Below are 14,113 nucleotides of genomic sequence, written 5' to 3'. Positions count from 1 at the left end.
CTATTGTGGAATAAACTAATTTCTTAAAATGTACTTTTAATATAAAAATTAAATTTTTATAACAATTAAATAATATATAGTAATATATAAGTATATAAATCATATAATGTACTAATTACCAATTTACTTATAAAAAAGGATAAAGAAATGTTTAATGAAGAGTTTTTAAGTTCATTAACTATTTTATATGTAGAAGATGAAGATTTAGCTAGAGAAAGATTAGGAAAAACACTAAAAAGATTTTTTAAAAATGTTTTACTTGCTTCAAATGGAGAAGAAGGATATATAACTTTCAAAAAAGAACAGCTAAATGGTAATGTTGATTTAATTTTAAGTGATATAAATATGCCTAAGATGAATGGTATAGAAATGCTTGAGAAAATAAGAGAAGAAGGTCACGCGGTTCCTATTATTTATACTACAGCAAGAACAGAATCTGAATATCTTTTAAGGGCTATAGAATTAAATGTAAACCACTATGTTTTAAAACCAATAAATATTGAGAATATAATTTCTAATATACAAGATGTTTGTGAAAAAAAATATTTTAATGATTTAGTAAGACAAAAAAATGGTGAATTAGAACAATACTCGGCAATTTTAGATAATGTTGCAGTTGTTTTTAAGATGAACAATAATAAAGAAATTATTTTCATGAATTCATTACTTTTAGAGTCTTTTGGTTTAAAATCAGAAGATGTTTTAAATAAACCTATGCAAAATCTATTACATAAAGAGATTGATAGTAACTTTATAGAAGATATTTGGGAAATAGTAAAAAAAGGAAAAAGTTGGAATGGAAATATAAAATTTGCTGATTCTAAAAATGAGGAATTTTATGTAAACTCTACAATTTTTCAAATCATATCAGATAATGGATTTGAATATGTAAATATAGGCTTTTTATCAACACAAGAAGTACAAGAGAAAAGAGAATTTCATAAAAAAGTAATAGAACAAATAAAAAATACAAAACTTGAATCTTCTCAAGTGAAAAATGAAGTTGCAAATCAAAAACAATATATTCATAAGTTAACAACTGCTCTTCAAGAACTTCAAAGTCAGTTAAAAAGTGAAAAAGAAAAAAGACAAGGAAAAGTTAGTCAATTAAACTTTTTTGAAAAAGAGTTATCAAATACAAATGAAAGAATAGAAAATATTTTAGGTGTAAAAAACAAAGAAATAGAGAATTTTAAAATAAATATTGAAAATCTACGTAAAGAAATTACTTCTTTAAATGTTACTTGTAAAGATTTAGAAGAACAGTTAGTTTCAGCCCATGACGAAATTGATAAGTTAGAAAATATAATTAAACTTAAAAAAGAAAAGATTATTACTGTAAGTGATCTTTTAGAACATAGAGAGTCCCAATTAAAACAGATTAACCCTGATTTAATTAGTTGACTTTTCTTTAGGTAATGCAATTACAAACTTTGCTCCTGTTGAAGAGTTCTCTACTTTTAAGTCTCCTTTGAAACTAGTTTTTACAACCAGTTTTACCATATATAAACCTGTTCCTGTTCCATAGTCTTTTGTTGTGAAATAAGGATCAAATATTTTTTCTATATTTTCTTCTTTGATTCCTCCTGCATTGTCTTCTATCACTAAAACTGTATATTTATCCGTAGATACAGAGTTTATTTTGATTTTTCTATCTTTTTTATCTCTATCTATAAATACATCTTTTGCATTTGTTACTAAGTTTAGAATCACTTGTTCTAATTCAGTTCTTACTCCATAAACTGTTTCATTTTTTATATCTAATTCTAAGTTTATATTATTGTTCTCTATTTGCTTATCTAAAAGACTAAAAGTATTATCAATTGCATCTTTTAATTTAAAGACTCTTTTCTCTTTTGTTGGATTAAAAAAGTTTCTAAATCCATCAATTGTTTTTGTCAAGAATTCTATTTGCTCTTTTGTATTTTTAGAAAAATCAGCAACAAATTCATCATCTATTTCACCATATTTATGACCAGTACTTACTTCATCACAATATAAAGATAATATATTTAGAGGTTGTTTAAGTTGATGGGATATAACACCTATCATTTCACCCATAGTAGCCATTTTTGTTTGATGAATTAAGATGCTATCTTTTTGAGCTATTTGTGCTTCATTTTTTCTTTTACTTTCATATAAATCTATATAAACTTTTAATTTAGAAGTTAAAAGAACATCATCAATTGGCTTAGTAATATATTCAATTACGCCTAAGTTATAAGCTTTTTGTTCATATTCATCTTTATCGTATATTCCTGTTATGAAAATTATTGGAATTTCTTTTAGTTTTTTTATTCCTTTTATATATTCAGCAAATTGAAAACCATCAATATCAGGCATTTGAATATCACTTAAAATCAAATCAATTTGATTTTCCATTAAAATAGAAATTGCATCTTTTGCATTTAAAGCTGTGTGAATCTCTATATCAAAACTATCTTCTATTATTAACTTTAATGAGTGTAAGTTCATTTCAACATCATCTAATAATAAAATATTAAACTTTTCCATTGTTATCCTTGCTTGTATTTATATATGATATTAATTTATTTGTATCTAATGGTTTAACAAACTGTTCCATTGATGCTTCAATAATTGATTGTTCTATTTCTACTTTTTCATCATTGATTAAAATTAAGTTACTAGGAATAAAACTAAGAACTTTTTTTAAATCTAATTGATTAATTTTAGTAGTATCAACTATTATTGCAAGATATTTATTTTCTTTTATCTCTTTTATTAATTCTACTAAAGAATCAATTTGATTTACATCATATGAATCTTTTACTTTTATTACAAAATCTATAAATGTTAAAGGATCATTATTCAATATAAGTACTTTTTCTTTTCCTATATTACTTTTTATAGAACTATTTTTTACTTTTGGAGTATCGCTTTTTATTTCAATTGGTTTAACTTTTTCTTCAAGAACGATATTTGAAACCTTATCTTCATTTTTAGGAAGTGTTAGTTTAAATATTGTTCCAACCCCAACTTTACTTTTTACTTTTATTGTCCCTTCTAGTAGAGTAGTTAGTTCTTTACAAATAGCTAGTCCTAAACCTGTCCCTCCGTACTTTCTTGTTGTACTAGAGTCTGCTTGTTTAAATCTATCAAAAATATGCAATAGTTTCTCGTCATCAATTCCAATTCCATCATCTTTAATCAAAATGCTAAAGTTTTTGTCAGAATCTTTTACAATAAGCTCAATAGCCCCTTTTTCTACAAATTTTAATGAATTACTTAAAAGATTTTTTATTATCTGTTTTATTCTTTGTTTATCAGAATATATTATTTGAACATTTTCATCATATTTAAATACAAACTCTAGATTTTTGTTTTTAACTTGTGGTTCAAACATATCTTTTATATTTAAAATTGTTTCATGTAAATTAAAAGTAGTACAATCAAGGTTGATTTCTCCTGCTTCAAGTTTAGATATATCTAGTACGTCATTTATCAAGAAAAGTAAGTCATTTCCACAGTTATTGATAATATTAAGATTTTTTACTTGCTTTTCATTTAATGTGGCATCTTTATTTTTCATCATTACAGAAGATATAACATTGATTGAGTTTAATGGTGTTTTTAATTCATGACTCATATTTGCTAGAAAATCATCTTTTGATTTATTAGCTTGTTCAAGTTCTCTTTTTTGTTTATCTTGAATTATTGTCAACTGTTTTAAGTTTATATATGACTCATGTAATTGTTTATACATATTATCTAAAGAATTAGATAGGAGTCCTATTTCATCTTTTTTATCTAAATAAGGTATGCTTACGTCTTTTTTATTACCAATATCTTGTGCAACTTGAGTAAGCTCTGTTAGCATTAAAGTAAGTCTACTTCCTATTAAATAGGATAAGAAAGTTGATATAATAATTTCTACTAATACTATAAGAATAGTGTTAGTTTTATTTTTTTTAATAAATTTTGTATTACTACTAGTATCAAAAATTATTAATATAGAACCTAAAAAGGTTTCTTCTTCGAACATTTTTTTATAACGTATCTCAAAAGTACTATCATTTACTATAAGCTCTCTATTTTCTTTATTTTGAAGAACTTGTTCAATCTTTTCTTCTTTGAAGTTATATTTCTTTGATAAAATTCTATCTGTAGAATCCAAAACAATGATTGAATTAATATATTTCAAGTCTTCTGTACTTTTTAGTAAATCATCTAATGTACCTGTGTCATAAATACTAACAGGTATTTTTAGTAATTGTTCAAGAAAAGTTATATTTGATTCTATTTTATCTTTTGTTAAAGATTTTGATGAATCACTAATAGCTATAAAGTTTACACTAACAATTAGTAGTATAAAAAATATTTCTAGCAGTACAAAAGATAAAATAAACCTATATTTAAATGACATGTTAAAACTTATTTATTTTTTACTCCAAGCTCTTGAATTACATCAAACTCTTTAGAGTCAGTTACTTTAAAAGCCTTAATACTAAGAACTTTTTTTATTTCATCTGGCATATTAATAAAAGCATTTTGAATTTTAGTAACAACATCTTGACTCACTCTAGGGTGTGATGCAATAGGATGGCTTGGATATGGTGATGTTTTATATACAATATGGAGCTTGTCTTTATCATTTTTATCAATAAAGTTATTATATGTTCTAATTATCCCTCCACCTAAATAACCAATATCTCTAGAAATTCCCTTGTATACTGAATCATGTGAATTTACATATAGTACTCTAGCTTCTTTATCTATATCAAAATCAAATTTTGATTTGAATTCTAATTTAGGTAATAAAGTAGCTGCAAAAGCATTTGGAGCAGGAAATAAAAATGTTTTTCCTTTCATGTTCTCTTTCGTAAAATCAACTTTTGTCTCTTTTGATAGAACAATTCCAACAATGTTCTTATTTGCTCTTGTAAAAGCTTCATAGCCTTGCTTTTTATTTGCAACAATAAAATGATATGGATTCATATACGATATATCATATTTCCCTGCGTACAATTCTTTTTCAAATTTAGGAATAGATTTTTCAGTTTTAAATATAACTTTTATTCCGGTCTCTTTATATAAATAATTAGTTACTTTAATCCATTTTTTTGAAAGTTTTAAAGGACTTTGTTGTGGTACAACACCAATGCTAATCTCCATTGACAACAAATATGTAGCTGCCAATAATAATATAAGTATCTTCTTCATCTTAACCCCTTTTCTAATTAAATAATTAATTTATAATTCATTGTATTATCTAAATTCATAAATTTAACTTAACTATTAATTTATATTAAAATACTAAAATATATCATATAAATGAATTGTGGAGCTATTATGCAGTTTGATAAAGATTTAAATTCAGAACATGCTGAGTTGTTTTTAGAAGTAAGAGGATTAATCAAAAAGTCTATTGGTAAAGAAGTAAAAGAAAAGTATTCAAAAAACATAACTTCCTTTTTTACAAAAGAGGGTGGTTTTTGTTATATTAAAACTTATCAAGACTATATACACATTGGTTGGTTTAGAGGTATATCATTAGATGATAAATATAATTTACTTTTTGGAAATGGAAAGACAATAAGAGGACAAAGAGTTAGAAAACTAGATAGTACAACTAAAAAAGCTATTAAATACTATATAGAACAAACTCTATATTTTTTAATTGAATATAATGAATTAATGAAAATAAAAAGGATAAAAAATGATAAAGGGACTTGATCATTTTGTATTACATACAACTTCTATAGAAAAAACAGCAAAGTTTTATAAAGATATTTTAGGCTTAGAAATAATTGAATTTGCAAAAGGTCGGTATTGTATAAAAATTGGAAATCAAAAAATCAATCTTCATGAAAAAAATACTATTGCTGTTCCTAAAGCAAAAGAGTTTAAAGTAGGTGTTATGGATATATGTTTTATAAGTGATACTCCTCTAGATGTTATAAAAGAAAAACTTGAATCTAACAGTATTAAAATTATTGAATATGATGTACCAAGAACAGGAAGTTTATATCCTCTTAGGTCATTATATTTTTATGATTTTGATGGAAATTTAATTGAAATATCAAATGAAGTAAAATAAAGCATGTAAACTTTTAAATAGAATATTAGAGTTTACATGCTAGTTTCTGTAAAAGGTTTATTGTACTTTTACACCATACTTTTGAAGCATTGCAGCCCAAACAACTTTGTTTCCATCTTTATCATAAACAGATGGAGTTCCTCTAATCCCTAGTTTTTTAGCAACTTCAAGTTGTGAATCTAAATGCTTTTGAAGTTTCTCTTTTTCACCTTTTGCATATTTTTTATTTTTAAATGCAGGCGTATCTTTTGTAGTATTTATCATAGCATTTACTTTATCTTTATAGTTTTTTTGACTCATAACATAAAGTGAAATATCTTTAGCATTTTTGTGGAAATCTAAAGGGAAATAAAATACTCTAATTTTTACTTTATCTTCGATTTTTGGAAAATGTTCTTCAAACTTTTTACAATAAGGACATTCTGGATCAGTAAATAAAACATATTCATCTTTTCCTGTTCCAAAAGTAAATGCTTCTTTCCCTAAAGTGGGTTTTAAATCAGCAGGTACTTCTAACGGTTGACCTGTTTTTGTACTAATTACATCTCCTGCAATTAAATATTTTTTGTCTTTTGTAAGAAAAATTTTATCACTTCTTCCTTGTACAGTTACATTTAAAACATAAACACTTCCTGCGTCAAACCCTTGTTGTACATCTACTTTTGCTTTTTTAAAAAGTTCAAGATTTTGTATTTCTTTAATTTCATTCGATGAAATACTTTGTGCTGCGTTTAAGCTTGAAATCATTGCTATTAAAAGCAATACATTTCTAATAATTTTAGTCATTCTTTTTCCTAATAATAAATTTATTGTCATAATACACTTTTAATGTTTAGAAAACGTGAAGTTTTTCAATTATAAGTTTTATTTATCACAAATTGTTGTCTTACAAAGGTCATCTTCTGTAACTTCTCCAAATGTTTCAACATAATCAATTCCCCATTTATACATTTCTTCTAGTACTGGTGTAAGCTTTTTACCAGAAGGTGTAAGTGAATATACAACTTTTGGAGGAACTTCTGCAAAAACTTCCCTATGAATAATATTTTTTTCTTCTAATTCTTTTAATTTTACAGTCAATGTTTTTTGAGTGATTTCAGATATAACTTCATGCAAATCTTTGAATCTTTTATCGCAATCTATTAAATGCCAAATTATGGCTAATTTCCATCTGTCATTAAATATATCTAACGTAACAGAAACGGAACATCTATATTCTTTATCATTTATATAATACATATTTTTCCTTTTTCTTTGAAAAGTATACCATAATCTATATTTAACTCTATTACTTACATAAAGTAAAGTAAGAGAATATTAAGTTTATAAGGTATATAATTTCTAAAATCTAAGAGGAGTTTTAAATGAATATTCATAAAATATCTGGCTTTTCATATGAAAATATGGGAGGAAACCCTGCTGGTGTAGTTATTACTGATGAGATGTTAAGCGATGAAAAAATGCTTTCAATTGCTAAAGAAGTAAATTATTCAGAAACTGCATTTTTAATAAAAGTAAATAATAAAGAGTTCAGAATAAGATATTTCTCTCCTGAAATGGAAATAGCTTTTTGTGGTCATGCTACTATTGCAAGTGGTCATGTTTTAGCAGAAGATTTTGGTCTTGGAGAATATAAACTTAATCTAAATGATGGAAGTATTACTATTAATATAGTAGAAAAGAATAATGCAACAGTTACTTCTATTAGCTCTGTTTCTACAAAAACTGAAGATTTTACTGATGAGATAATTGATTCTTTTATAGATGTGTTTAATTTTTCAAAAGATGATTTAGATAGTAATTACCCAATTAAAAAATCATATTCTGGTAATTTTCACTTAATAATTTTTGTAAAAGAGAAAAAAACTTTAGAAAATATGAAATACGATTTTGAAAAAGCAAAAGAACTATCAAGAGAACATAATATAACAACAATAAGTGTTCTTTGGAAAGAAAATAATACTTTATATCATTCTAGAAATCCATTTCCTTTTGGTGGTGTGTATGAAGACCCTGCAACGGGTTCTGCTGCTATTGCACTTGGAGAATATTTACGAAGTACAAAAAACAAAATATCAGGTGAAATAGAAATCTTACAAGGTTTTGATATGGATTCTCCTTCTAAGCTCTATGTAGAGTATACAGATATAGAGAATAGTTCAATAAAAGTTTCTGGTCAGAGCAGAGTAATAAAATAGGAAATAAAATGAAAAATGTATTAATAATTAATGGTCATCAAAAATATGATGAAGTTGCAGAAGGAAAATTAACTCAATTATTTGTTGATGAAGCAAAAAGCTTTTTAAAAACTAATAATTTTAATGTCAAATATACTCATATTGAAAAAGGATATGATGTTCAAGAAGAGCTTGATAAATTTGCTTGGGCAGATGTTATCCTTCTTCAATACCCAGTTTATTGGATGTCTGTACCTTGGATTACAAAAAAGTATATTGATGAGATTTTCTCAGGTGGTGGTAATACTGTTACATATAAAAATGATGGAAGAAGTAGGGACGATAGTTCAAAAAAATATGGAAGCGGTGGATTAATGACAGATAAAAAATATATGTTAAGTTTAACATATAATTGTCCTACTAGTGAATTTTCAAATAATGAAGGCTTTTTTGAAGGTTTATCTTTAGATGAAGCTAATTATGCAGTTCATAAAGTATTTCAATTTTGTGGAGCAAGTATGTTAAAAACATATTCAATTCATGATATATTTAAAAGTGATTTAGATATAAATAATGAACTTATAAAGTTTAAAAATACACTAGAAGATAATTTTTTAAAATAATATATAAAACTAAATAAAAAGGAAAACTATGGATAAAACATTTATGGAAGCAATGGATTTTAGACATGCTTGTAAGATATTTGACGATACAAAAAAAATCTCTGAAGAGGATATGACGTTTATTTTGGAAGCAGGAAGAAAGTCTCCTTCTTCGTTTGGAATGGAACCTTGGAAATTTTTAGTTATTACAAATGATGAATTAAAAGAGAAGTTAAAACCTGTGTGTTGGGATCAACCTCAAATTACAACTTGTTCTCACTTAGTGATATATCTTGCAGCAATTGAAAATGTGAAGCCAGAATCAGGAGTTCCAAGAAGAAAGTTTGCTAGACGTGAAATGCCAGAAGAAAAGTATGATTTTTATTTAAAACTTTATTCTGATCATTTAGCTAATACTTTATCAACAGATGAGAATATTTTAGCGTGGACAGCTAGGCAAAATTATATTGCAGCTGGAAATATGATGACAGCAGCTGGTATTAAAGGAATAGATTCTTGTCCAGTTGAAGGTTTTGAAAAAGAAAAAGTAGAAGAAATCTTAGAAATTGATACAACAAAATATCAAGTTGCAGTGGTAATTCCTTTTGGTTATAGAGTAAATGAACAATCTACTCAATTAAGAGAAAAACTAGAGGATGTTGTAGAATATATCAAATAAAAATATATAAAAAGTCAAGAAAGTTTCTCTTGGCTTTTTTTTATATTAATTAATATTTTTTAAAAAATACTATATAATTATATCATGCATGAAGTTATATTAATAATTGTTATACATTAACATTTTTAAAGGATCTTTATGAGCGATGATAAGAACTTTATCCAATGGAAAAATGAATATATTGTAGGAAATATAAAAATTGATTCTGAGCACAAAAAGTTATTTGAAATTGCAAGAAAAGCAAATGATATTTATCTAAGAAATGACAAAAAAGAACAAAAAAAATCTTTGAATGCTGTTGTTGATGAATTATATTCTTATGTCAATAAACATTTTAAGAATGAAGAAAAATATATGGCATCTATAAATTATCCTTTACTTAAAGAACACAAAATACTCCATACTAAATTACTAGAGATGCTAAACTTTATTTCTTTAAATTTACCTATTCTTAGTGTAAGTAAATCTGGTAATGAACTTTATAACTTTGTTCAAAATGTTTTTGTTAGACATATTGTAGAAGAAGATATAAAGCTTGTAAATTATATTAATAATAAACTATAAACTCAATAATTATCCTACTATCTATCCTTTACTACTCTTATGTTATAATTCCGCCTATTAAAAAATAAGGTTCTAATTATAATGGAAATGTCAGAAATAAAGACACAAAAATTTATACTAAAATTTTTCCCTGAGATTATGATAAAGGGTTCATCCGCTAAAAGACAAATGGTAGGACAACTTTATGGGAATATTCAAAAACTAGTAACTCGTATTTCCGAAGATATACAAACAAAAAAATTCTTTGATAAGATAGAAGTTGTATGTCCAATAGATGTTGTTGTTGAAGTAAGACAAAAACTACTTGAAACACCAGGTATAGAGTTAGTACTAGAAGCTTTACAATTTGATAAAGTAACTACATTAGATGAAATAAAAGTAATTGTAAATGAACAAATGTCAAAAGAGATAGAAGGTAAGACTTTTGTTATTAGAGCTAAACGTTCAGGAACACATGATTTTAAATCTATAAATATAGAACAGACAGTTGGTGGATATATGTTAGCTCACAATGAATCAAAAGGTGTAGATTTACATAATCCAGAAGTTACTATAAATATTGAATTATTAAATAATCAATTGAATATCATTACTTTAAAACATAGAGGTTTAGGTGGTTTTCCTTTAGGAACGCAAGGTGATATCTTATCACTTATGTCAGGTGGGTTTGATTCTACTGTTGCTAGTTATTTAACTATGAAAAGAGGAATAAAAACACACTTTATCTTTTTTAACTTAGGTGGTGTTGCACATGAAATTGGAGTAAAACAAGTTGCTTTATACTTGTGGAGTAAGTTTGGTTCATCTCACAAAGTATCTTTTATATCTGTTCCTTTTGATGATGTTGTTACTGAAATATTTAAATCAACTCATGAATCATATATGGGTGTAACACTAAAAAGACTTATGTTAATGGCTTCAGAAAAGATTGCTGATGAAATGGGAATTGATGCACTTCTTACAGGTGAAAGTGTAGCGCAGGTTTCAAGTCAAACATTAAGAAATTTAGCTTTAATAGACCAATCTACTAATAAGTTAGTTATTAGACCATTATCAACTATGAATAAACCAGAAATAATTGATATTGCAAGTAAAATTGGTACAAGGCATTTTGCTGAAGCTATGCCTGAGTATTGTGGTGTTATATCAAAAAACCCAGTAACACATGGTTCTTATAACAGAATGGAAAAAGAAGCTAAGAAATTTGATTATTCAGTTTTAGATAAAGCAGTTGAAGACTCTGTAAGCATTTCTGTTGATGAAATTGTAAATGATGTAAAAGATATAGGACAAATGGAAACAGTTAGTGATATATCAAATGGCAAATATACGATTATAGATATTAGACAAGGAAATGAATGTATTGAAACTTCTTGCGAAACTATAAAGATACCATTTTATAATTTAAAAAAAGAGTTTAAAAAACTTCCTCAAAATAAAGAGTATCTTTTTTACTGTGATAAAGGGATATTAAGTCAATTACATGCACAGTATTTAAGAGATGCTGAAAACTACAAAAATATAAAAGTTTATAGACCTTAATGGTCTATAAATTATACTAACAAATATATCGTTTTATGATACAATATTTGATACTTTTTATTGGAGTGTTAAATGATTCAGTTATCCGAAAGAAAAATAAATACTTTTCCTAGATTTTTTATGATTTTATCCGTTCCTTTTGCTCTTTTTGCAATGATACTTTTAGGGTATTTAAATTTTATTCCTTTAAAAGTAGAATTTCATTCAGTTCTTATAATATTTCTTATTTTACTTATTTTTATTTTTTTTATTTCCCATAATGCTTGGTATTCTTTTGCCTCTTATCGTAATTCTTTAGATACAGTAGTTGAAAAAATTGATCAGTATTTACTTTCAAATGAGCTAATTATTGCAGGGAAGAAAAAATCTTATGGTGATATTGACCTATTTTTTGATAACTATGTTAAAAATATAAGAAATGATAACTTCGCAAGTATTGCAGCTTCTATATTCCCAACCTTGGGTATTTTAGGAACTTTCACTGCCATTGCAATATCTATGCCTAATTTTACAGTAGAATCTAAAGAAGCTTTAGAAAGTGAAATCACAATCTTATTAAGTGGTGTGGGAACGGCTTTTTATGCTTCTATATATGGAATATTCTTATCTATTTGGTGGACTTTTTTTGAAAAAAGAGGTTTGACAAAAATACAAAATAATTTAGAAGATATCAAATTACAATATAAAGATTTAGTATGGAACAAAGAAGAAATTGAACTTTTAACTTTAGCAGATACTAAAAATCAAAATGAACAGCTTTTAGAGAAGTTAGAATCAATTTTAACTCCAGAGTTTATTTTTAAATTAGATGAAATTGCAAAAACAAAATTAAATACAATTAATGATTTAGATGTAGAGCATAAAATTATAGAGGGTAAACTTGCTCAAAGTTATGAGAATTTAACTAAAGTGTTTGATGATGCAAGTAAAAAACAACATTTAGTTCTTGAAAGTTTTGAAAAACTAAACTCTTTAGTTTTAGAAACTAATGCCTCTTTATCAAATTCAGTCGATGCTCAAAACAAACACTCAAAAGCTGTAAAGTCTGAGATATATTCTGTTTTATCTTCTTTTGAATTAGTATCAAGTGATTTGAAAGACTTAGGTAAGAATTTAATTCAAAAAGATTTAAATGAAAGTTCAAAAGATGAACAAAGATAGTAATACAAACTTTTGGATATCTTATGCAGATTTAATGGCAGGATTGCTTTTTGTCTTTATCTTACTTATTGGGGCAATTATTGTTAAGTACTCACTACTTCAATCAGAATCAAATATATTAGAACAAACTTTAAAAAAAGAAAAAATTGCATTAGAAAAAAATAAAAAAGAGTTAATCCAAAAAGAGTTAAAAATAAAAAATACTGTAACTGATTTGGAACAAGCAAGAAAAGACCTAAAAAAAGTGAAATTTGATTTTGAAGATACTAAAAGTGACTTAAAGAAAAGATTATTGGAAAATGAAAAACTAAAACTTGTATTAGAAAAAAAAGAGTCTATACTTAGTAAACAAGAAAAAGAGTTAATAGATAAAAAAAGTAAATTAGCTCTTTTTTCAACAACAAAAGATGACTTAGAAAAGAGATTAAAAAGTTTAGAAGAAGAAAAAAAATCTTTACTTTCAGATATTAATAAATTAGATTCAAATTTAAAAATAAAAGATGAAAAAATAGTTATATTTTTAGATGAAAAAAAGAGTTTTGAAAAAGAAATTTCACAATTAAATACTCAAAAAGAAGATTTAGAAATAAGTCTAAAAAAAGTAGAGTTAAGCTTAGAAGAAAAAGACAAGAGACTAGATAGTTTATTAGAAGATGTATTAGAAAAACAAGCACTTATAAAATCATTTGAAGAAAAAAATGGTTTTCTTGATGATGAAATAAAAGTATTATCTCAAAAATTAAAAGATACAGAAAATAGACATAGTATACTTTCAAAAGATTTACTTTCAACAAAATCAAAAATCAAAAATCTTACTGGAATAAAAATAAAAGTCATAAGTTTATTAAAAAATAAACTAGGTAAAAATATGCAAATTGACCCTAAAAATGGTGCAATAAGACTATCTTCAAATATTTTGTTTGATGAAGGTAAATTTGAATTAAAAGAGAGCTCAAAAAATTCTTTAAAGGATGCTATTTATGATTATTTTTATACAATTTTAGAAAATGAAGAGATAAATAAACATATTGATAAAATCATAATAGAAGGGCATACAAATTCAAAAGGAACTTTTCTTTATAACTTAGAACTTTCTCAAAAAAGAGCATACTCTGTGATGGATTTTCTTTTATCTCTTGATTTTCAGAAAAAAGAGAATTTGAAAAATTTAATAGTTGCAAGTGGACGTTCTTTTCTAGATCCTATTTATGACAAAAAAGGAATAGAAGATAAAGATGAATCAAGAAGAATTGAAATAAAATTTAGTCTTAAAAATGAAGATGCAATTAAAGAGATAGCTAATATTCTAGAATAAATCAATTACTTTTTT

Annotated in this window: 15 protein-coding genes; 10 read left to right on the top strand and 5 right to left on the bottom strand. The window is 25.4% G+C overall.

Going from position 1 to position 14,113, the window contains the following annotated elements; genetic code table 11:
• The first annotated feature begins 147 nt into the window (after positions 1 to 147).
• A complete protein-coding gene (locus BT997_RS04715) occupies positions 148 to 1,404 on the top strand; it encodes a response regulator (protein WP_072680292.1) in 1,257 nt (418 codons plus the stop codon).
• Here the strand turns inward: BT997_RS04715 and BT997_RS04710 are convergent.
• Genes BT997_RS04710 through BT997_RS04700 form a run of 3 tightly spaced genes read right to left on the bottom strand, consistent with a single transcriptional unit; the run spans position 1,393 to position 5,181 of the window.
• The gene (locus BT997_RS04710) at positions 1,393 to 2,514 is read right to left on the bottom strand and encodes a sensor histidine kinase (RefSeq protein WP_072680291.1); all 1,122 of its coding nucleotides are present in this window, start codon (positions 2,512 to 2,514) and stop codon (positions 1,393 to 1,395) included. The two genes, BT997_RS04715 and BT997_RS04710, sit on opposite strands and share 12 nt — an antisense overlap.
• Positions 2,501 to 4,384 carry a HAMP domain-containing sensor histidine kinase gene (locus tag BT997_RS04705; protein WP_072680290.1) on the bottom strand — a complete coding sequence of 628 codons (1,884 nt, stop codon included), beginning with the start codon at positions 4,382 to 4,384 and terminating at the stop codon, positions 2,501 to 2,503. The genes BT997_RS04710 and BT997_RS04705 overlap by 14 nt, the downstream gene beginning before the upstream one ends.
• Before the next feature lie 8 nt (positions 4,385 to 4,392).
• Positions 4,393 to 5,181, bottom strand: coding sequence for a phosphate/phosphite/phosphonate ABC transporter substrate-binding protein (locus BT997_RS04700; protein ID WP_072680289.1), 789 nt, complete (start codon positions 5,179 to 5,181; stop codon positions 4,393 to 4,395).
• Positions 5,182 to 5,310: 129 nt separating this feature from the next.
• Between BT997_RS04700 and BT997_RS04695 the strand changes: the two genes are divergently transcribed.
• A complete protein-coding gene (locus BT997_RS04695) occupies positions 5,311 to 5,694 on the top strand; it encodes a hypothetical protein (RefSeq protein WP_072680288.1) in 384 nt (127 codons plus the stop codon).
• A complete protein-coding gene (locus BT997_RS04690; RefSeq protein ID WP_072680287.1) occupies positions 5,678 to 6,058 on the top strand; it encodes a VOC family protein in 381 nt (126 codons plus the stop codon). The genes BT997_RS04695 and BT997_RS04690 overlap by 17 nt, the downstream gene beginning before the upstream one ends.
• A gap of 57 nt (positions 6,059 to 6,115) precedes the next feature.
• On the opposite strand, the gene BT997_RS04685 is transcribed toward BT997_RS04690, so the two are convergent.
• Both BT997_RS04685 and BT997_RS04680 read right to left on the bottom strand, forming a co-directional pair.
• Positions 6,116 to 6,844, bottom strand: coding sequence for a thioredoxin fold domain-containing protein (locus tag BT997_RS04685; RefSeq protein WP_072680336.1), 729 nt, complete (start codon positions 6,842 to 6,844; stop codon positions 6,116 to 6,118).
• A gap of 78 nt (positions 6,845 to 6,922) precedes the next feature.
• A complete protein-coding gene (locus BT997_RS04680; protein WP_072680286.1) occupies positions 6,923 to 7,297 on the bottom strand; it encodes a helix-turn-helix domain-containing protein in 375 nt (124 codons plus the stop codon).
• Positions 7,298 to 7,422: 125 nt separating this feature from the next.
• Between BT997_RS04680 and BT997_RS04675 the strand changes: the two genes are divergently transcribed.
• From BT997_RS04675 to BT997_RS04645, 7 genes are all read left to right on the top strand, one after another.
• Entirely contained in the window at positions 7,423 to 8,256 is an 834-nt protein-coding gene (locus BT997_RS04675) for a PhzF family phenazine biosynthesis protein (protein ID WP_072680285.1), read from the top strand.
• Positions 8,257 to 8,264: 8 nt separating this feature from the next.
• Positions 8,265 to 8,858: an NAD(P)H-dependent oxidoreductase gene (locus BT997_RS04670; protein WP_072680284.1), complete on the top strand. Its 594-nt coding sequence runs from the start codon at positions 8,265 to 8,267 to the stop codon at positions 8,856 to 8,858.
• A 28-nt stretch (positions 8,859 to 8,886) separates the two neighbouring features.
• Positions 8,887 to 9,516, top strand: a complete 630-nt coding sequence (locus BT997_RS04665) for an NAD(P)H-dependent oxidoreductase (protein ID WP_072680283.1) — start codon at positions 8,887 to 8,889, stop codon at positions 9,514 to 9,516.
• 138 nt (positions 9,517 to 9,654) lie between these two features.
• Positions 9,655 to 10,080: a bacteriohemerythrin gene (locus BT997_RS04660; RefSeq protein WP_072680282.1), complete on the top strand. Its 426-nt coding sequence runs from the start codon at positions 9,655 to 9,657 to the stop codon at positions 10,078 to 10,080.
• Positions 10,081 to 10,161: 81 nt separating this feature from the next.
• Positions 10,162 to 11,622, top strand: coding sequence for a tRNA uracil 4-sulfurtransferase ThiI (thiI, locus tag BT997_RS04655; RefSeq protein WP_072680281.1), 1,461 nt, complete (start codon positions 10,162 to 10,164; stop codon positions 11,620 to 11,622).
• Between the two features lie 72 nt (positions 11,623 to 11,694).
• Positions 11,695 to 12,783, top strand: coding sequence for a MotA/TolQ/ExbB proton channel family protein (locus BT997_RS04650; protein WP_072680280.1), 1,089 nt, complete (start codon positions 11,695 to 11,697; stop codon positions 12,781 to 12,783).
• Positions 12,755 to 14,098, top strand: a complete 1,344-nt coding sequence (locus BT997_RS04645; protein WP_072680279.1) for an OmpA family protein — start codon at positions 12,755 to 12,757, stop codon at positions 14,096 to 14,098. The genes BT997_RS04650 and BT997_RS04645 overlap by 29 nt, the downstream gene beginning before the upstream one ends.
• Positions 14,099 to 14,113: the final 15 nt, after the last annotated feature.

The organism is Arcobacter sp. LA11, from assembly GCF_001895145.1.
Classification (GTDB): Bacteria; Campylobacterota; Campylobacteria; order Campylobacterales; family Arcobacteraceae; genus Halarcobacter.
Note: the sequence above shows the minus strand (reverse complement) of the source record. Positions and strands in the feature narration are given on the sequence as shown.